Below are 18,943 nucleotides of genomic sequence, written 5' to 3'. Positions count from 1 at the left end.
GTCCCTGTCGGCGCTAATCCGAAAAACCAGGTGATTTGTGTCGTACCCGCCCGGAATACTGACCGGCGCCCGATGAGTTGGACCGACGGAATCCGTCTCTTCTCTTGTGGTGCCGGGACGTCGTCGACTCGGCATCGGGCCACAGCTCACGCCCCGCCGTTTCCCATGTTTTCCGGAGGTTACCCCGATGCCAGCCGATCTATCCACGCCGACGACGAAGGGCAAGACACCGACCGTCATCCGCGTGCTGGTGCTCGCGACCTTCGTCGTCATCCTCAACGAAACCATCATGATCAACGCGATCCCGCGGTTGATGAGCGATCTGCATGTCACCGAGGTCGCCGCGCAGTGGGTCTCCACCGCGTTCATGCTCACGATGGCCGCCATCATCCCCACCACGGGCTGGTTCCTGCAGCGGGTCACCACCCGTCAGGCCTACGCGGCCGCGATGGGCGTGTTCATCGCGGGCACGGTGATCTCGGCGCTCGCGCCGACGTTCGCGGTGCTGCTGATCGGCCGCGTCATCCAGGCCGGTGGCACCGCGGTGATGATGCCGCTGCTGATGACCACCCTGATGACCGTCGTGGCGGAGCAGGACCGTGGCCGCGTGATGGGCAACGTCACCCTGGCCATCTCGGTCGCGCCTGCCATGGGGCCGGTGATCTCGGGCCTGATCCTGCAGATCGCCATCCCGGGAATCGACTCCTGGCGACTGCTGTTCGTGGTGATGCTGCCGATCGCCGGTCTGGTCACCTGGCTGGGTCTGCGCCAGCTGGAGAACGTCGGCGCGCCGCAGCCGGGCACGCTCGATCTCCCCAGCGTGGCACTGGCGGCCCTCGGCTTCGGTGGGCTGGTGTTCGGGCTGAGCAAGTTCCACGGTGACAGCTACTCCACCGCGGCACTGATCACCGCCGGCGGCGTCGCGCTGATCGCGGCGTTCGCGCTGCGCCAGATCAGCTTGCAGCGCAACGGAACCCCGCTGCTGGATCTGCGGGTCCTGCTGCAGGGCACCTACACCAAGGCGCTGGTCCTGATGTCGGTCGCGTTCCTGGCGATGATGGGCTCGATGATCCTGCTGCCGCTGTACCTGCAGAACCTGCGCGGTCTGAGCCCGCTGGAGACCGGCCTGCTGGTGATGCCGGGTGGTCTGGCGATGGGTCTGCTCGGTCCGACCGTGGGCAAGCTGTTCGACAAGTTCGGTGGGCGCGCCCTGGTGATCCCCGGCTCGATCGGTATCGCCGCCTCGCTGGCCGGTTTCACCCAGATCTCGATGGACATGCCGTACTGGCAGCTGCTGGGCCTGCACATCCTGCTGATGGTGTCGCTGGCCGCGGCGTTCACTCCGGTGTTCACCCTCGGCCTCGGCGCACTGCCGATGCACCTGTACTCGCACGGCAGCTCGATGCTGGGCACCATCCAGCAGGTGGCGGCGGCCTTCGGCACCGCGCTGGTGGTCACGGTCATGTCGGCCCGCAGCACCTCGCTCATCGAGGAGGGCACCCCGCCTGCCGTCGCCACCCTCGACGGCATGCGCCTGGCCTTCCTGATCTCGGCCATCCTGGCGCTGGTCGTGATCGCGATGGCGGTCCTGCTGCCGAACCGGGCGGCAACCGACCCGCACGCCGCGCCCGTGCAGGACGACGTGGATGCGCCGGAGCTGGTCAAGAACTGACTCCGACGACGAACCCCCCGGTCGCGCTCGCGGCCGGGGGGTTCGTCGTTCGCCTGTCAGCGAGTGGGCCGGGTGGTTGCCCGGTGGTCTCGCCAGAGGCCGAGGTCGAAGTACAGCGTGGTCATCGAGTCCCACAGGGTCGACCACTGCTGCTTCGGGCCCTTGCATACCCAGACGGCCGTCATGCGGTCGATACCGGGGATGCCCATGGGGTCGTCGAGGTGCACTACTCGCTCTACGTCGGTGAAGCGGGCGCGCAGTTCGGGCTCGGCGGTGTCGAGTCCGAGGTAGATCACCGAGGTCGCCGAGTCCGGCGGCGGCCCGAAGAAGCCGAAGCCCCGGCTCGGGCTGTAAGTGGCGGGCAGGTTGTATTCCCCACCGAATTGCTCGACGGCGCCCGCCTGCCAATAGCCCTGGGCGATCACGACCGCGTTGGACTGTTCCGCGAGCGTCAACGTGTCGTACCCGGTGTCGACGGCGGACACCATGGACGACCAGTTGGTGGTTCCCCAGAATGCCGACCGGATTCCGAGGTCGATGGCGTCCTCGGCCTCGCTGCGCCAGCTCGGCGGCAGCGGCGTCACCGTGAGCATCGCGATGAACGACAGCACCGAAAGCGCGGCGATCGGAATCATCGCCAGATTCATCCACCGTTTGCGGTCGTACTGCCACAGGCCGACAGCGCCGAGGGCGAACATGGCGGGAAAGAAACCGGTCGGGTAGTAAGGCCTGCCATGCGTAATGATGACGAATGTGGTCATGATCACCAAGGCGACCGCGATGAAACGATACGGACGCAGCGATTCCTGCTTGAAAACAGCCCAGAATCCGATCGCGATCAGTAATCCGCCGAGGAAGCCGGCCAAGCCGATCCATTGCGGCAGGAATCCCGGCGGACCGTAACCGGTGGCATCCTGCTCCGCGCCGATGATCGGACCCATCGCCAGCTGCGGCCAGTTGTTCTGCGACTGCCAATAGAGAATAGGGATCAGCGACAACGCGAGGATGCCGGTCGCCCCCCACAGCGCCGGACGGCGCAGAATGTCGCGCGGACCGCACAGGATGACGCCGAGGCCAAGGCACGCCCAGACGATCGGGATCATCCACTTCACCTGCATGTCAACGGCGGCAACAAGTCCCGCCACGATGAGCAGCCAGTCCTGACGGGTACGCACCCAGCGGATGAACAGCCAGGTGATCACGGCCGTGAGGGTGGCATCGAAGGAGAAGGTGCTCAGCACGACCTGGGTGGCCAGCAGGTACGAGGTCGCGTAAGTGGCCGCGGCGAGCAACTGGACGCGGTGGCTGCCCCGCAGTTCGTACGCGATCAGCGCCGACACCACGACCGCGCCCACGCCCATCACGACCGCCGGGAAGCGCAGCGCCGTCACCGATCCCGGTGCGAGCTGATCAGAGATCCAGGTGAACAGCGGCACCACCACGCCCTGATCGGCGTAGGTGTAGTCGAGTCGCCGTCCGGCGGAAAGGAAATAGAGTTCGTCGCCGAAGAAATCGTAGCGACCCGCCGTCACCGTCAGCGCGATCGCGGCGATCGAAGCGATCAGCGCGACGCCGCGAAAAGCGAACGATGGATGGGTATTCGGAATATCTTCGGGCTCGGTCCGAGCCTCGATGACCGCTGTCATGAACTGCCTCTGATGCTTTCCAACAGACGCATTCGACGCCCCCTCCCGTGGTGGCGTCACATCTGTTCGCTGGTGAAACGATTCCTCCCCGGCAGCGAACTTGGTGAGCGCGGGCGCTCGCGGTCCTGCGCGGATCATGTGCTTTACCGAAACGTTACTGCTATTCGGCAGGGTCCGCAAATGCATTGACCTGCACAGTAATAGCCATTTTCGGTGTATCGGCTACCACTTGGGCAGCGTTACCGATGTGACCGAGCTAACGGTTTAAGAAGTTTGCGAATGAGTTAATTCTGCTGCACAGCAAAGTGAAGCTTTCATAATGAAGGAAATTGAAAAGACTATTACTCACCAGTATTTAATCGATCGACGGATCATGCCAAAACAATTGGGGGCATGCATTCGATCGTTGTCGAGTCTAAGGTGCGTGCCGCCAGGGCGCGACGGCCGACGCCGGGCCGACACAGAAAAAGGGCCCGGTCGGTGACCGGGCCCTTCTGGGGGTGGAGCTAAGGGGAATCGAACCCCTGACCTTCTCGATGCGAACGAGACGCGCTACCAACTGCGCTATAGCCCCGTGCGGCTCTGGTGAACCGCGCTGTGACACTGTATCAGGGGTTGCGCCCCGATACCGAATCGGTACTCTGACCTGCTGTTTTGCGTGGTTACTACCAGCTACTCGCCGACGGCTTGACCGAGGTCTTCGACCCGGTTGCGGAGCGCGCGAGACGTGGCCGGATCGAAGATCTCGAGGAACTCGAACCTCGGATCCTCGTCGTCGGTGTCGAGCAGGGTGGAGCGGCGGCGCAGGGCACGTGCGGTGTCACGATCCATCGTGCGACGGGTGGTGGCCGCCTCCGGGGTGACTTCAGCGGCCTCGTGGCGCTTGCCACGGGTGAGGCGGGCAGCGCGCCTGCGGCGGATCTCCTCCTCCACGTGGACCTGCTTGCGCAGGTACGCGAGGTAGCCCGTGAGGACGGCAGCCGACAGCCCGAACGCCCACCAGAACATCGAGTTGAGCAGCAGCCCGAACGCGGCGAACAGGATCAGGCCGATGACCAGACCCATGACCGCGCGCTGACGGAAGCTGTAGCGGGCGGCGCGGGCGATGGCATCGGCCTCGGGGTCGTAGCCACCGCGACCACGGCGCGACGGGGTGAAGTCGTCGTCATCGTCGAATTCGGCGTCATCCTCGGCCACGAGGTCGTCCAGCCGGGCCGGCGGCGCGGGTGGGATGCGCGCGGCGACGGGTGGTTCCTCGGCGGCTTCCGCCGAGAGTGGTTCCGCCGCAACGTCTGCCGTCTCGTTGTCGTCGAGATCGGCTGTCGCGGTGGCCTCACCGATGTCGTCGGTGTCCACTTCGGCAACCGCCGCCTCGAGTTCGGCTGCGGGGGTCAGTTTTTCGTCGTCGTCTTCGGTGACGGGCTCTTCGGTCGTCATCCGATCCTCCGAATCAGTTCGGTGGGAGCGCTTACGCAGCACACGGGGTCGGTAATCGGGGTCACTCTCGTGACCGCCTGCCGCGCCGATGCGGATCCGTCGTTCGGCCCCGCCACGGTGCAGCACGCGTGTGGCGAGCGCGGCATCGGTGGTACGGCGGATCCGGGGATGCCGGTCCGCCAGGATCGGGAACAGGACGAAGACCCACAGCACAACCAGTCCGATCCACAGGATCGAATTCGGCATCGCGGTCATCACCTCCCGTCCCCACCTACGTGTTGTCCCTCTGTGGACGCACCACTGACGTCCGTAGGTTAATTCGGGCAGACGCGCCCGTGTGGCAGGCGCGCCGTGCACACCTGCCACATGAGTAACAGAAATTTCACGGCAGCGCCGCCCGACCCTCCCTGACCAGGCGATCCACCACAGTGCCCATAACCTCTTCGACGGTCAGCCCGACCAGAAGATGATCGCGCCACGCACCGTCGACATCGAGGTAGCGGCGCAGCAGGCCCTCTTCCCGGAAGCCGACATTGCGCAGAACCGCCTGGCTGGCATGGTTTTCCGGCCGCACTGTCGCCTCGACGCGATGCAGACCGACCGGCCCGAAGCAGTGGTCGAGCCCCAGCGCGAGCGCGGCCGTCGCCACACCCTGGCCGCCGAGATCCTTGGCCACCCAGTACCCGATCCAGCCCGACCGCAGCGCCCCGCGCACGATATTGCCGATGGTCAGCTGACCGCTGAACTGCCCGTCGACCTCGATGACCAGCGGGATCATCGCCCCGCGCCGGGCCTCGGCCTTCAAGCTCGTCCACAGCGACGGCCAGTTCGACGCGTGATTGCGCGCCTCCCAGCTGCCGCGCCCGGTCGGCTCCCAGCGCTCCAGGTGGTCACGGTCGCGCAGCCGGATCCGGCTCCACGCGGCGGCATCGCGAAAGCGCACCGGCCGCAGCGTCACCCTGCCGCCTGCCACCATCACCGGACCGAGCCGGGCGGGCCAGCCGGGATGCTGTCCGGCCCGGAATACGTTCATGGAGTCCACTGGTCAGCCGCGCTGCGCCAAGAACGCGACCTGCACTTCGTCACCGGTACGGAAATCGGTGTCGTCGGGTTCCACCACGATCAGGCTGTTGGCCTCGGCGAGGGTCGCCAGCAGGTGCGAGGAGCCCGCGTTGCCGTTGCCGAGCGGCTGCACCAGATAGTCGCCGGTCGCCTCGTCGCGCAGCAGTTGGGCGCGCAGATATCCCTTGCGGCCCGGCATCGAGGTAATGGGAGTGATGGTGCGCGCGCTCACGATCCGCCGCATCGGCTGACGACGGCCGAGCGCGATCCTGATCAGCGGACGGACCATCACCTCGAACACCACCAGCGCGCTCACCGGATTCGCGGGCAGCAGGAAGGTGGGCACCTCGTCGCGCCCGAGCCGTCCGAAACCCTGCACCGAGCCCGGGTGCATCGCCACCCGGTCGACCTCCAGCTCGCCGAGCCCGTCGAGGGCCTCGCGTACCTGATCCGAGGCCCAGCCGCCGACCGCACCCGCGATCACCACGACCTCCGAGCGCACCAGCTGGCCTTCGACCACATCGCGGAGCCGGCGCGGATCGGCGCTCACGATGCCGACCCGGTTCACATCGGCGCCCGCGTCGCGCGCGGCCGCTGCCAGCGCGTAGGAGTTCACGTCGTAGACCTGGCCGGGGCCCGGGGTGCGGTCGATGTCGATCAGCTCGCCGCCGATCGAGATCACCGACAGCCGCGGGCGCGGGTGCACGAGCACCTTGTCCTGGCCGACCGCGGCGAGCAGTCCCACCTGGGCCGCGCCGATGATCGTGCCCGCGCGCACGGCCACGTCACCGGGCTGCACGTCGTCGCCGACGCGGCGCACGTAGTCGCCCGAGCGAACCGGCTCGAAAACCTTGATCCTGGCCCGCCCACCATCGGTGAAGTCGACCGGCAGCACCGCGTCGGCCAGGGTCGGCATCGGTGCGCCGGTATCGACCCGCACGGTCTGGCGTGGCTGCAACCGGATGGGCTGACGCGAACCGGCCACCACTTCACCGACCACCGGCAGGGTGAGGTCGATCAGCTCGCCCTCCTCGTCGCGCACATCCACGCCCGCGGCGGTGACATCGACGCTGCGCACCGCGTATCCGTCGATGGCGGCCTGATCGAAGCCGGGCAGCGGCCGTTCGGTGACGACGTCCTCCGCGCACAGCAAACCCTGGGCTTCGGATATCGCCACCCGGACCGGCCGGGGTGCGACCGCAGCCGCGGTGACCTTGATCAGCTGATCCTCAACCGAGCGCATCGAGCTCCTGAATCTATGGCGGCGGCGTATCTACCGCGTTTAGGCGACGGGCGACTGTGGATCCCACTCCGGGCTGAGCCGGAACTTCAGCCACTCGCGCAACTGCGGGCCGTATTCGTCCCGCTCGAGGGCGAAATCCACAGCAGCTCGAAGATAACCGCCCGGGTTGCCCAAGTCGTGGCGCGACCCACGGTGGACCACCACGTGCACCGGATGACCCTCGGCGATCAACAGCGCGATGGCATCGGTGAGCTGCAGTTCCCCGCCCGCGCCCGGCGTGATCCGGCGCAGTGCGTCGAAGATCACCCGGTCGAGCAGATAGCGACCGGCGGCGGCCAGGGTCGACGGCGCGTCGGCGAGATCAGGCTTCTCGACCATGCCCTTCACGCGCAGCACGTCGGTCTCGGCGTTGTCGGCGCATTCCTCGACATCGAAGACGCCATAGGCGCTCACCTGGGACTTCGGCACATCGATGGCACACAGCACCGAACCGCCGCGTTCGCGGCGCACGCGGCTCATCGTCTCGAGCACGCCACACGGCAGCACCAGATCGTCGGGCAGCAGGACGGCGATCGCCAGTTCGTCGTCGTCGAGCACGGCTTCGGCCTGGGCGACCGCGTGGCCGAGGCCGAGCGGTTCCTCCTGGACGACCGAGGTCACATCGAGCAGGCCCGGCGCCTTGCGCACCTTCTCGAGCAGCGCGAACTTCCCGCGCTCGGCCAGGGTGCTCTCCAGCACCAGGTCCTCGACGAAGTGGGCGACCACGCCGTCCTTGCCCGGCGAGGTCACGATCACCAGGCGGTCGGCGCCGGAATCGGCGGCTTCCGCGGCGACCAGCTCGATGCCGGGGGTGTCGACAACCGGCAGCAATTCCTTGGGCACCGTCTTGGTGGCAGGCAGAAACCGCGTCCCGAGTCCGGCCGCGGGTACCACCGCAGTGCGGAAACCGGAAGTCTTGTCTGTCATGCGCATACCCTATCCATTCAGTGCCGTCCGATCGCCTCTCCGCGACGATCCGGCGTCGGCAAGAGCTTAGGCGTCCGCCGTGGCTCGGCCGTGCGCGCAAGACATCGGATCGACGCGCGCCTGTGCAGACTATGGTGGTCGCTGTGGATATGCCCGGTGAGCGCACCAAATATGCGTGGCGCGGCGAGATCCTGGCCACTCGCGCACAGGTGGGCTCCGCCGAACACGCCGTCGACGCGGCCGCGCTCGCAGCCTCGGCGGCCGGGCTGGCCACCGGCGATGACATCGTGTGCGCCTACGTTCCGGTCCGCGGCGAACCCGGCGATCTGCGCATGCTCGACGCGCTGCGCGAGCGCGGCGCCACGGTGTTGCTGCCGGTGACCGGCGAGCCGGGTCCGCTGAGCTGGGCGCGCTACGAGGGCGCGGATTCGCTGCGCAAAGCCCGCTACGGCCTGCTCGAACCGGCCACCGAGACCTTGCCGCCCGCAGCGGTGGCCGACGCCGCGACGATCCTGGTTCCGGCCCTCGCCGTCGATCGGCGCGGGGTACGGCTCGGGCGCGGCGCCGGGTATTACGACCGCACGCTGGGCGCCGCGCGGGCGGACGTGCGCCTCATCGCTGTTGTCCGGGATAATGAACTGGTCGACCGGCTTCCCGAAGAACCGCACGATCGGCGAATGGGTTGGGCGCTCACCCCGGGTGGCGGACTGGAACAGCTGGGCCGCGACCTCGCCGTTTCGCCGGAATGAAACCGCGATTCGCGACGTTGGCAGTGTCGGCGGTAGAGTGCTAGATCGACGAGAGACTTGCGGAGGATCCTGTGCCAACTTATTCGTACGCGTGCACCGAGTGTGACAACCGCTTCGACATCGTTCAGTCCTTCTCCGACGACACACTGACGGTATGCCCGCAGTGCTCCGGGAAGCTGCGCAAGCTGTTCAACTCGGTCGGCATCGTGTTCAAGGGCAGCGGTTTCTACCGCACCGACAGCCGTGGCGGCGCGTCCACCGCGAGCGAACCGGCGAAGACCTCGTCCGAGAGCACCAGCAGCAACGGGTCGAGCGGCAACGGATCCGGCGGCAACGGCGATTCGTCGTCGAGCACGTCGACCAGCTCCACTCCGGCCGCCGCCAGCTGACTTTTCGGCAGTTGTCCACAGCCCCGCGGTTATCCACAGGCGGGGCTTTCAGCGGCTTTTCCGCAGGGCCGCGGCTCTACGCTTTCGCCCATGACTCGCAGTCTCGCCGATCTGGGACGTGGCAGCTCCTGGCGTTTCGCCCTCGGTAATCGTCCGGCCTGGGCCGACACGTTGCTCGTCCGACGTATCGCCGCCGCCGTTCTTGCCGTAGCCGCCGTCGTCCTGTTCGTACGTGGCGACCCCGGCGGAACCAGGGTGGCGGTGGTGGTCGCCGCCCGCGATCTCGCGCCCGGCCGGTTACTCACCGCCGACGATCTGCGCGTGGACCATCACGAATCACGTTCGCTACCAATAGGTTCCGTCAGCGAAACCGCTCCCCTGCTCGGCGCGACGCTGACCGGCCCCATGCACGCCGGGGAGACCTTCACCGATCTGCGCGTCGTCGGCCCCCGGTTGGCCGCCGCGGCCGCGGGCAGCGCCGATGCGCGGATCGTGCCGATCCGGCTGGCCGATGCCGCGGTGGCTGATGTGTTGCGGGCCGGCGACCGGGTCGATGTCGTCGGCGTGGAGGATGCCGGCGCGCCAGGTGCCACCAAGCCCGCGCGGACGCTGGCCACCGACGCCGCGGTGGTACTCGTCACCGCGACGGGTGATCGGCGCGGCGCGGAACGGGTGGTCCTGCTCGCGCTGGATACCGCATACGCCGCCGCCGTGGCCGGTGCGTCGCTGCGGACGGCACTGACTGTCGTCTTCCACTGACGCCTTGCCGGTCGCCCACGGTGTAGTTCGCGAGAAATTTGCCCGAACTCTCGTTAGCATCACACAGGAACCAAGCACACCGTTTCGCAGCATTCGATATGGAGCGCAGCGCCCCGGGCCGGCTCCTGTACGAAGGAGACATCGGCAATGCTCAAAGGTTTCAGAGACTTCCTACTCCGCGGCAACGTGGTCGACCTGGCGGTCGCCGTCGTCATCGGCACCGCGTTCGTCGCGATCGTCACCGCGTTCAGCGAGGGAATCATCAATCCTTTGCTCGCGCTGTTCGGCGGATCGAACGAGATGGGGCTGGGCTTCCAGCTCGTCGCGGATAAACCGGCCACCTTCATCGAGGTCGGGCCGATCATCACCGCGGCGATCAACTTCCTGCTGGTCGCAGCGATCCTGTACTTCATCCTGGTGGTGCCCGCGACCAGGATGAAGAAGCGGTTCTCCCAGGCTGACGAGGAGCTCACCGAGAACGAGCTGCTCATCCAGATCAGGGATCTGCTGGCCGAGCAACGCGGTCGCTCGAACGGTAAACACGGCCTCCGGGCCGAGCCGGCGCAGCACACCGACGGCGACAACGCCTACTGATTCCTTACTGCCACAACGAGTTCGGGTCCTGCACTCCGCGGTGTGCAGGACCCGAACTCGATGGTGTCTTCGGTCAGCCGAGGCTGAACGGTGCGCCCCAGAGAGTCACCCAGCTGATGACGTTGTCGGTTTCCACCTCGACGCTCACAAAAGAACGAGCCTGGGCGTAGCCGCCACAGCCGGACAGGCCGATGGTCTCGTCGGCCCAGGTCACCGAGCCCGACCCGCCCTTGAAGGCATTGCGGGTCTTGTGGGATTCGTTGCCGTAGTCGTCGGGCATTTCGAGATCGAGGACGTAGAAGGACTTCGCCTGGCCGGGGCCGACGGTGAGCTCGCCGCCGGTGTTCACCTCGCCGAAGCCGACACCCTCCACGACCTCCCCGCCACTGTCTCCGAGCGCATCACCACCGGAGATATTGACCTGGCAACCCACGGTGTAACCGGGGAAGATCTTGCCACCGCCATCACCGGACACCGAGACCTGCGCACTACCGGAAACCCAGGCGTTGCGATGCGCCGGGGTGGACCCCATGGACGGATTGATATTGGCGGACTCGCCGACCAGGCTGATGTCCACGACAGTGCCGTCGGACAGCGTCTTGGTGATGTGGCCGCCCGGCAGCGGAACGAAGGTGTCGGCATTCGCCGCACCGGTGGACAGCAAACCCAATGCCACGGTCGTCGCCGCCGTGAATCCGGCTACGCGCGCCATGCTCTTACGGTTGATCATCACAGTGACCCCTCGAGGGTGAATTCGTGTGAACGAGAAAGAGTTTCGATTCGGCCGACGATCAGCCGATGCTGAACGGCGCTCCGTACAGCGTGGTCTTCGAGTAGTGGTCACCGATGATCTCGACCACCGAGTAGGACCGGGCCTGGGCGTAACCCGCGCAACCCTGAACCTCGATCTCCGCGTCCTGGTACTCCACCGAATAGACGCCGGGCTTGAGAATATCCTTGGCATCGATCTGCACGAAGGCGACCTGGCCGGGGCCGAGGTGGAGGCCGATCGCGCCACCGGCCGAGGGGCCATCGGTCGATACTCCAGCGGACAACCCGGCAGCGATCGCATCATCACCGATGCTCACCTGGCAACCGACGATGTAACCCGTATTCAGCTGCGACGCACCATGCGTCGAAGAATTGTTGGAGCCGGGACGGTTCGTCGGCCCGTTGTACGGCCCGACCTCGCCCTCCGGCGTGACCTGCACATCGGCGCGGGCATTGCCTGACACCCACACGACACGACCAGCACCGTTGGCGGCCAGCGACGGGGAGATCACGGCATGCTCGCCGGTTCGACTCACAGTGACACCGGGGCCCAGCTTCTGGCCGTCCGGCAGCGGTACGAAGGTGTCCGCGTTGGCAGCACCGGCCGACAACAGACCGATCGTCACGGCCACTGCGGCGCCCACGCTCCACGCGCCGCGACGCCCGCGGTTGGTGCGGTTCTCGCTCATTCTTCCCCTCGAGGTATACGCAAATCCGACCTCGACCATCGAGGCCGATATCTGTGTTGCGCCCGGACCCAGCTGGGGTGTGTCACGCAGGACAGGCACCGCTGGCAACAGGACCGATGCGCCCTGCCGGGAGGTGGATCGAGAAGCTGGTCGTCACCGGATCGGCGCGACTCTCAGCCGATCGGCGAACGAAAACGCAAGATGATTTCGACTGCCGGGGCAGTCGATTCGGGTTCAACATAGTGAGACTGACTCGTAATGTCCAGTGATACAAGGGTGAGCGCACAACAAAACGGGCCGGTCGCAGAGCGACCGGCCCGTTTTGAGTTCGGGATGCGAACAGATCAGCCGAGGCTGAACGGAGCGCCCCACAGGGTCACCCAGGAGATGACGTTGTCGGTCTCGACCTCGACGGACACGAAGGCACGCGCCTGCGCGTAGCCGGCGCAGCCGCTCAGGCCGATGGTGGTGTCGGACCAGGTCACCGAGCCGGAGCCGTTCTTGAACTTGTTGCTCTTGCTGTGCGATTCGCTGCCGTAGTCGTCGGCCTGCTCGCGGTCGAGAATGTAGAACGAGGACGACTGGCCGGGGCCGAGCGAGAGCTCGCCGCCGGTGGTGATGCCACCGGAGCCGTTGCCCTCGGGGTCGACCGAGACATCGCCGCCGCCGGAGACGCCGCCGCCCGAGATGTTGACCTGGCAACCCACGGTGTAGCCCGGGTAGATCTTGCCGGAGCCGCCGTCGGAAACGGTGACCTGAGCACTACCGGAGACCCACGAGTTGCGGTGCACCGGAGTGGAACCCATGGACGGGCTGATCAGGGCCGACTCGCCGACAAGGGCGATGTCGACGACGGTGCCGTCGGACAGCGTCTTGGTGAGGTGTCCACCCGGCAGGGGAACGAAGGTATCGGCATTGGCCGCGCCCGTGGAGAACAGGCCGACGGCCACGGTGGCCGCAGCGCTGACGCCCGCCACCTTCGCCATGAACTTACGGTTGATCATAGGATTTGTCCCTCGAGGATTGAGTTCGCCGCAGCGAGAAGAAGATTCGTGCCGGATCGAAGAACGTCAGCCGATGCTGAACGGCATGCCGTACAGGGTGGTCTTCGAGTAGTTGTCGCCGATGACCTCGACGACGGTGTACGCCCGGGCCTGCGCGTAGCCGGCGCAGCCCTGGATCTCGATTTCCGCGTCCTGGTAATCGATCGCGTAGGTACCGGCCTTCAGGATGTCCTTCGAGCTGATCTGCACGAACTTCACTTCACCGGGGCCGAGGTTGACGCCGATGGAACCGCCCGCGGTCACGCCGCCGGTGCTGATTCCGCCGGAGACACCGGCGCCGATGGCGTCATCGGCGATGCTCACCTGGCAACCGACGATGTAGCCGGTGTTCAGCTGGGAGGTGCCGTGCGTCGACGAGTTGTTCGAGCCGGGACGACCGCTCGGGCCGTTCCAGGGGCCGACCTCGCCCTCGGGGGTCTCGGTGACCTCGGCGACCGCGGTGCCCGACACCCACACGACGCGACCCGCGCCGTTGGCGGCCATCGACGGCGAGATCAGTGCGGACTCGTGGGTGCGGGTGATGGTCACGCCAGCAGGGCTGACCTTCTGGCCGTCCGGCAACGGCACGAAGGTATCGGCATTGGCGGCACCGGTCGACAGCAGGCCCAAGGCCACGGCGGCCGCGGCAGCGCCGACGCCCGCGGCACGGACGCCACGGCGCACACCGGTGGTGCGGTTCTCGCTCATACTTCCCCTCATCAGGTGTCTAACAGCCGACTTCGACTTTCGAAGCCGGACAAATGGACCTCACAGGGCCCAGATCAGTGTGTCGCCCCTTTGTTGCCGTTACGTAACTAACTGTTATTTCGACGATACGGCCAGGGCCGGTGTGGCGAACCCGAGCCAGGGTTCCACCGGGTGGTTCAACGCACAGAGGTGGGAGTACTGCGGGGACCGATAGTTGGTGGCTCGATGGCGAACATTAAACGCCGTTCCACGGATTCGGCAACGAAAGAGTTCGTAAATTTCACTGTGAAGCACAGCACACATTCGTACATCGCCACATGCCTTGACGTGCATTGATGCAGTCGCGAAGGCTCCTGTCATGCCTCCTTGACAGGAGATGGCCACAGGTAACGATCTGGATCATCGAACGACAAAAGACCACGCTTTCGCGTGGTCTCGAGTATTTGTCCGCAGTGCGCGTTCATGCCGTAATCGGCAATTCGAAGGCCGCTTATTACGTAGCGGCTACGTAGATAACGGGCTGATCACCCGTGGTGCGGTGGAACTTGCGACCGTAACCAATCGTCGGTGCCGGAGCCACGTGATCCCTCGCCGCGTTCGTCGCCGGTGGTCTCCGGGAGAACATCGCCGAAGATTCTCGCCAGTCGCGCCGCCTCGGCCGCTTTCCGTCGCAACTCCTGCGCCGCGGCCTGTTCCCGGCCCCGATCATCGGGGCCGGAAACCGCGTCGTGAGGGTCGGATGTCATTCGTCCAGACCGGACAGTTCGCCGATCACCTTGCTGGCCAGCGGGCCGAGGGTGGCCATGCCGTCGCGGACCGACGCGCGCGTGCCGGGCAGGTTCACCACCAGGGTGCTGCCGGAGATGCCTGCCACGCCGCGGGACAGACCGGCGTCGAGCGACCCCGCCACCCGGCCGGACGCGCGCAATGCCTCGGTGATGCCGGGCAGTTCACGGTCGAGCACCTGGGTGGTGGCCTCGGGGGTGATGTCGCGCGGCGACATGCCGGTGCCGCCGACCGAGATCACCAGGTCGACGCCGCCGATCACCGCGGTGTTGAGCGCGTTGCGGATCTCGACCTCCTCGGCCTGCACCGTCACCGAGGCGTCGACGAGGAACCCGGCCTCGTTGAGCAATTCGGTGACGAGCGGGCCGAGCGAATCCACGCCGCCATGAGCCGTCCGATCGTCGACGACAACAACCAGTGCGCGCCCTGCCACGGGAGCATCGATGTCCATGGTCATCACCGTAGCGCCTACGCACGACAGGTTTGCGTTCGAACGCATCATCGGCCGCCTTCCGCCGCCGCGGCGGTGAGCGTGACCTCGACGGTCTTGGAGTTACCGCCCTGTTCGTCGGTGTAAGTCACCTTCACCTTGTCTCCTGGCTGGTGTGAGCGGACGGCGGCGATCAGCGCGTCGCCGGAGTCGATGGGACGGTCGTCGAGGCGGGTGATGACGGCTCCCGCGGGGATGCCCGCCTTGGCGGCAGGGCCGTCGGGGGTGGCCTCGAGTACGCGTGCGGCGGTGTCCTGCGGGCGCAGTTTGATGCCGATCTGGGCGTAGGTGGCATGGCCGGTCTTGATCAGTTCGTCGGCGACCCGGCGCGCCTGATCCACCGGGATCGCGAAACCGAGGCCGATCGAACCGCTCTGGGTGCCGCCCGCCGCCTCGCCACCGAGGCTGGCGATGGCGGTGTTGATACCGATCAGCTTGCCCTGCCCGTCGACCAGCGCGCCGCCGGAGTTGCCCGGGTTGATCGCCGCATCGGTCTGGATCGCGTCGATCACCGGGTTCACCTGGCTCGGCGTGCCCTCGCCGCTGGTCGAGACCGGGCGATTGAGGGCCGAGACGATGCCGGTGGTGACCGTGCCCGCCAGGCCGAGCGGCGAGCCGATCGCGATCACCGGCTGGCCCACGGCCAGGCCGTCGGAGGTGCCGAGTTCGATCGGGGTGAGGCCGGTCTTGCCGCCGACCTTGATGACGGCCAGGTCGGACACCGGATCCGCGCCGATCATGGTGGCGGGCGCGGTGCTGCCGTCGCTGAACACCACCTCCATCTTCGCCGAGGCACCGGCGCCCGCGGCGACGTGGTTGTTGGTGAGGATCAGACCGTCCGTGGACAGCACGACCCCGGAGCCTTCGCCGGACGCGCGATTGCCCGCGACCTTGATCATCACGACGCTGGGCAACACCCGCTGCGCCACCGCCTGGGTAGACCCGGCGGGCGCGTTGGCGACGTTGTTGACCGCGGGCTTCGGCGCCTCGAGCGCGTTGGTCACCGGCGCGGAACCCGAGTCGGTGGCGAGCACTCCGACAACACCACCGACACCACCGCTGACCAGAGCCAGCGCCGTCGCACCGGCGATCAGGCCGAGCCGCAGTGGCTTTCGCTGTGGAACCGGCGTGGGACCGAATGCCTGGGGCTGCGCACCGTGCGGCGGCGGGCCACCGAATGCCATGGGGCCGGTATGGGGCGCGGGACTCCCGAAGGGCGCATGCTCGCTGTGGGCCTGCTGTCCGCCGTAGGGCGCCTGCCCGCCGAAGGGTGCCGGTCCGCCGTGGAACTGGTCGCCGTAGGGCGGCTGGTCGCCGTAGCCCGGCGCCTGCCCCTGGTGCCCGGCCGGCAGCCCCGACTCGGCGGGATGGCCCGCGTCGCCCGGTCCGGAAGCGGCGGGCCGGTCAGCGGGGTGCTGGGGATCGTCGGTCATGGTGTCTGTCTCCTCACGCTTGCTGACCAGCTTCCTGACGGCTACTGAGAGGCGCCTGAGATCGGACTATCAGTTCGCCGTGACTGACGGCGATCACCCGGCGTCGGACTCGTCGAGAACGGTCGGCGCCTCCCCCGGCAACACGATGCGCACCAGCGCGCCGCCCCGATCGGAGGTGTCCACCGCGATGGTGCCGCCGTGTTTGGTCACCACCTGCTTGACGATGGCCAGCCCGAGTCCGGAACCGGGCATCGAGCGCGAGGCGGTCGTGCGGTAGAAGCGTTCGAAGACCAGTTCGCGTTCGCCGGTGGGAATGCCGGGGCCCGCGTCGCCGACGGCCAGTTCGAGCAGTCCGGGACCGGCCGGGCGCATGGTGATCCGCACGACCGCGTCGGGCGGACTCCACTTGGCCGCGTTGTCGAGGACGTTGAGGACGGCCCTTTCCAGCCCCGCCTCGTGCCCGTAGACGAACCAGGGGGCCAGATCGGCCACGAAGGTGATGCCCACCCGTCGGCGGCGCGCACGCTCGAGCGCACGCTCGGCCACCTCACCGAGATCCACCCGCTCGTACACGGTCTCGGGGGCATCCTCACGGGCCAGGTCGACCAGGTCGCCGACCAGGGTCGACAGCTCACCGATCTGCGCGACCACATCGGCGCGCAATTCGGCCATGTCCTCGTCGGGCAGCCGGGGCGCGCCCGGCCTGCCCGAGGCGATGAGCAGCTCCATGTTGGTGCGCAGCGAGGTGAGCGGCGTGCGCAGTTCGTGGCCCGCGTCGGCGACGAGCCGGCGCTGACGATCGCGTGATTCGGTCAGCGCCCGCAACATCGTGTTGAAACTCTCGGTGAGTCTGGCCAATTCGTCGTCACCGGTCACCGGGATCGGCGTCAGGTCGTCGGTGCGGGCGACGCGCTCGGTGGCCGCGGTGAGCCGGGCGATCGGGCGCAGACCGGTACGGCCCACCGCGGTTCCGGCCGCGGCGGCGAGCACGACACCGCACGCGCCGACCACGAACAGCAGCCATGCCAGCTGATCGAGTACCTCGCGGGTTCGGTAGAGCTTCTGCGAGATGATCAGCGTCGCGCCGCTGTGCGTACGCGCGGCGAGTACCCGCTGGTCACCGACGGTGCGCAGGGAGGAATTGATCTTGCCGTCGGCCACCGCGAGCTCCTGGGCACCGACCGGTGGAATCGTCTGCTGGGGTGGCATATAAGGCTTGTGACCGGCATAGATCAGCGCGACGCCGACATCGTTGGAGAACAGCCCGGCCAGCACGATCGACTGGAAACCGGCGGTCTCGAAATTGTTGTTGATCATCGTCGCCGCGCGGGCCTCGAGCTGGGCGTCGACGTCGGCGTAGAGCGCGCGCGCCACCATCGCGTAGGCGGCGATCGAGGTGACCGCGACCGCGATCAGCACCACCGACGCGGCCAGCAGCGTCACCCGCCAGCGCAGGGACACCGAGCGCGTGAGCGGGGTCGGCGGACGCATCTCGCTCGCGTCCAGCGGCCTGCCGAGAACGGCGACCGCGGGTTCCTTGTGTGCCATCTCGCCCGCCTACGGAGGGGTCTCGCGCAGCACGTAGCCGACGCCACGCACGGTGTGGATCAGTCGTTCCTCGCCGTCGGCCTCGGTCTTGCGGCGCAAATAGCCGATATAGACCTCCAGCGCGTTGCCGGAGGTCGGAAAGTCGTAACCCCAGACCTCTTCGAGGATTCGTCCGCGAGTGAGCACCCGGCGCGGATTGGCCATCAACATCTCGAGCAACGAGAACTCGGTCCGCGTCAGGCTGATCGCGCGTTCGCCGCGCGAAACCTCGCGCGTGACCGGATCCAGCGACAAGTCAGCGAACACCATCGCCTCCGACGCTTCACCGGGATCGGGCGTTCGACGACGCAGCAACGCCCGTAAACGCGCCAGCAATTCCTCCAACGCGAAAGGTTTCGGCAAATAATCGTCGGCGCCCGCGTCGAGCCCGGCCACGCGTTCGGACACCGAATCGCGCGCGGTCAAAACGAGAATCGGCAGATCGTCGCCCGTACTGCGCAGCCTTCGGCACACTTCGAGGCCGTCCAGGCGCGGCATCATGACGTCGAGAACCAGCGCATCGGGCCTGGCCGCGGTCACTTTCTCGAGTGCGTCCAGACCGTCGACAGCCAGGTCGACGGTGTAGCCGTTGAAGCTCAGTGACCGGCGCAGTGATTCCCGCACCGCGCGATCGTCGTCGACTACCAGAATGCGCATGTGCTGTAGTTTGCCGTGAACGACTGAGAACGTACTGAGAGGCCTCGGCGCGCCGAACGTCGTGTTCTCACCGGACGTGTGTTGTAGGTCTTGACAAACCTCAACGAATCGTCGTTGTGTCAGCGCATATTCGGCGAATTACAGACCGTGTGGCCCGGATTGCCGATGCCCACTCGGCACGGTATCTTTCCTGCGGTAAAAGAAGACCTCCAGTTGGTTCTGCGCTCGCATCGCTCCGCGACCTCCCCGCGCGGGCCGGGGT

General features: G+C 67.0%; 19 protein-coding genes and 1 tRNA gene. 5 read left to right on the top strand and 15 right to left on the bottom strand.

Annotated features, from left to right (window positions below; all coding sequences use genetic code 11):
- The first annotated feature begins 187 nt into the window (after positions 1-187).
- Entirely contained in the window at positions 188-1,672 is a 1,485-nt protein-coding gene (locus ACFTS5_RS26535) for an MDR family MFS transporter (RefSeq protein WP_378635967.1), read from the top strand.
- 56 nt (positions 1,673-1,728) lie between these two features.
- On the opposite strand, the gene ACFTS5_RS26530 is transcribed toward ACFTS5_RS26535, so the two are convergent.
- The 6 genes from ACFTS5_RS26530 to ACFTS5_RS26505 form a co-directional block, all read right to left on the bottom strand.
- Complete coding sequence (locus ACFTS5_RS26530) at positions 1,729-3,318, bottom strand: ArnT family glycosyltransferase (RefSeq protein WP_378635965.1); 1,590 nt, start codon at positions 3,316-3,318, stop codon at positions 1,729-1,731.
- Between the two features lie 501 nt (positions 3,319-3,819).
- Positions 3,820-3,892, bottom strand: a tRNA-Ala gene (locus ACFTS5_RS26525).
- A gap of 98 nt (positions 3,893-3,990) precedes the next feature.
- Positions 3,991-5,001: a gephyrin-like molybdotransferase receptor GlpR gene (glpR, locus tag ACFTS5_RS26520; RefSeq protein WP_378635962.1), complete on the bottom strand. Its 1,011-nt coding sequence runs from the start codon at positions 4,999-5,001 to the stop codon at positions 3,991-3,993.
- Positions 5,002-5,137: 136 nt separating this feature from the next.
- On the bottom strand, positions 5,138-5,788 hold the full coding sequence (locus ACFTS5_RS26515) for a GNAT family protein (RefSeq protein WP_358109313.1): 651 nt from the start codon (positions 5,786-5,788) through the stop codon (positions 5,138-5,140).
- 12 nt (positions 5,789-5,800) lie between these two features.
- Positions 5,801-7,060 (bottom strand): gephyrin-like molybdotransferase Glp, encoded by a 1,260-nt coding sequence (glp, locus tag ACFTS5_RS26510; protein ID WP_378635959.1) that lies wholly within the window; start codon positions 7,058-7,060, stop codon positions 5,801-5,803.
- 39 nt (positions 7,061-7,099) lie between these two features.
- Complete coding sequence (locus ACFTS5_RS26505; RefSeq protein WP_378635957.1) at positions 7,100-8,026, bottom strand: UTP--glucose-1-phosphate uridylyltransferase; 927 nt, start codon at positions 8,024-8,026, stop codon at positions 7,100-7,102.
- 149 nt (positions 8,027-8,175) lie between these two features.
- Here ACFTS5_RS26505 and ACFTS5_RS26500 point away from each other — a divergent pair, with 149 nt between their 5' ends.
- The 4 genes from ACFTS5_RS26500 (at position 8,176) to mscL (ending at position 10,517) form a co-directional block, all read left to right on the top strand.
- Positions 8,176-8,775 (top strand): 5-formyltetrahydrofolate cyclo-ligase, encoded by a 600-nt coding sequence (locus ACFTS5_RS26500; RefSeq protein WP_378636343.1) that lies wholly within the window; start codon positions 8,176-8,178, stop codon positions 8,773-8,775.
- Positions 8,776-8,846: 71 nt separating this feature from the next.
- Entirely contained in the window at positions 8,847-9,164 is a 318-nt protein-coding gene (locus ACFTS5_RS26495; protein ID WP_378635954.1) for an FmdB family zinc ribbon protein, read from the top strand.
- Between the two features lie 90 nt (positions 9,165-9,254).
- Positions 9,255-9,923, top strand: a complete 669-nt coding sequence (locus ACFTS5_RS26490; protein WP_378635952.1) for an SAF domain-containing protein — start codon at positions 9,255-9,257, stop codon at positions 9,921-9,923.
- Positions 9,924-10,070: 147 nt separating this feature from the next.
- Positions 10,071-10,517, top strand: coding sequence for a large conductance mechanosensitive channel protein MscL (gene mscL / locus ACFTS5_RS26485; protein ID WP_378635949.1), 447 nt, complete (start codon positions 10,071-10,073; stop codon positions 10,515-10,517).
- Positions 10,518-10,590: 73 nt separating this feature from the next.
- Here mscL and ACFTS5_RS26480 read toward each other — a convergent pair whose 3' ends face one another.
- From ACFTS5_RS26480 to ACFTS5_RS26440, 9 genes are all read right to left on the bottom strand, one after another.
- On the bottom strand, positions 10,591-11,247 hold the full coding sequence (locus tag ACFTS5_RS26480; RefSeq protein WP_378635948.1) for an MspA family porin: 657 nt from the start codon (positions 11,245-11,247) through the stop codon (positions 10,591-10,593).
- A gap of 61 nt (positions 11,248-11,308) precedes the next feature.
- On the bottom strand, positions 11,309-11,977 hold the full coding sequence (locus ACFTS5_RS26475; RefSeq protein WP_378635945.1) for an MspA family porin: 669 nt from the start codon (positions 11,975-11,977) through the stop codon (positions 11,309-11,311).
- A gap of 344 nt (positions 11,978-12,321) precedes the next feature.
- Positions 12,322-12,981 (bottom strand): MspA family porin, encoded by a 660-nt coding sequence (locus tag ACFTS5_RS26470; protein WP_378635943.1) that lies wholly within the window; start codon positions 12,979-12,981, stop codon positions 12,322-12,324.
- 66 nt (positions 12,982-13,047) lie between these two features.
- The gene (locus ACFTS5_RS26465; protein WP_378635940.1) at positions 13,048-13,728 is read right to left on the bottom strand and encodes an MspA family porin; all 681 of its coding nucleotides are present in this window, start codon (positions 13,726-13,728) and stop codon (positions 13,048-13,050) included.
- 524 nt (positions 13,729-14,252) lie between these two features.
- The gene (locus tag ACFTS5_RS26460) at positions 14,253-14,474 is read right to left on the bottom strand and encodes a hypothetical protein (protein WP_378635938.1); all 222 of its coding nucleotides are present in this window, start codon (positions 14,472-14,474) and stop codon (positions 14,253-14,255) included.
- Positions 14,471-15,013 carry a MogA/MoaB family molybdenum cofactor biosynthesis protein gene (locus ACFTS5_RS26455; protein WP_194826720.1) on the bottom strand — a complete coding sequence of 181 codons (543 nt, stop codon included), beginning with the start codon at positions 15,011-15,013 and terminating at the stop codon, positions 14,471-14,473. The genes ACFTS5_RS26460 and ACFTS5_RS26455 overlap by 4 nt, the downstream gene beginning before the upstream one ends.
- On the bottom strand, positions 15,013-16,437 hold the full coding sequence (locus ACFTS5_RS26450) for a trypsin-like peptidase domain-containing protein (protein WP_378635935.1): 1,425 nt from the start codon (positions 16,435-16,437) through the stop codon (positions 15,013-15,015). Before ACFTS5_RS26450 ends, ACFTS5_RS26455 begins: the two co-directional genes overlap by 1 nt.
- Before the next feature lie 93 nt (positions 16,438-16,530).
- Entirely contained in the window at positions 16,531-17,985 is a 1,455-nt protein-coding gene (locus tag ACFTS5_RS26445; protein ID WP_378635934.1) for an ATP-binding protein, read from the bottom strand.
- A 9-nt stretch (positions 17,986-17,994) separates the two neighbouring features.
- Positions 17,995-18,681 (bottom strand): response regulator transcription factor, encoded by a 687-nt coding sequence (locus ACFTS5_RS26440; protein WP_358071318.1) that lies wholly within the window; start codon positions 18,679-18,681, stop codon positions 17,995-17,997.
- Between the last annotated feature and the right edge of the window lie 262 nt (positions 18,682-18,943).

It is taken from the genome of Nocardia sp. NPDC056952, from assembly GCF_042674185.1.
Taxonomy (GTDB): domain Bacteria; phylum Actinomycetota; class Actinomycetes; order Mycobacteriales; family Mycobacteriaceae; genus Nocardia.
The sequence above is the reverse complement of the archived record's forward strand: the minus strand, read 5'-3'. Positions and strand labels throughout refer to the sequence as shown.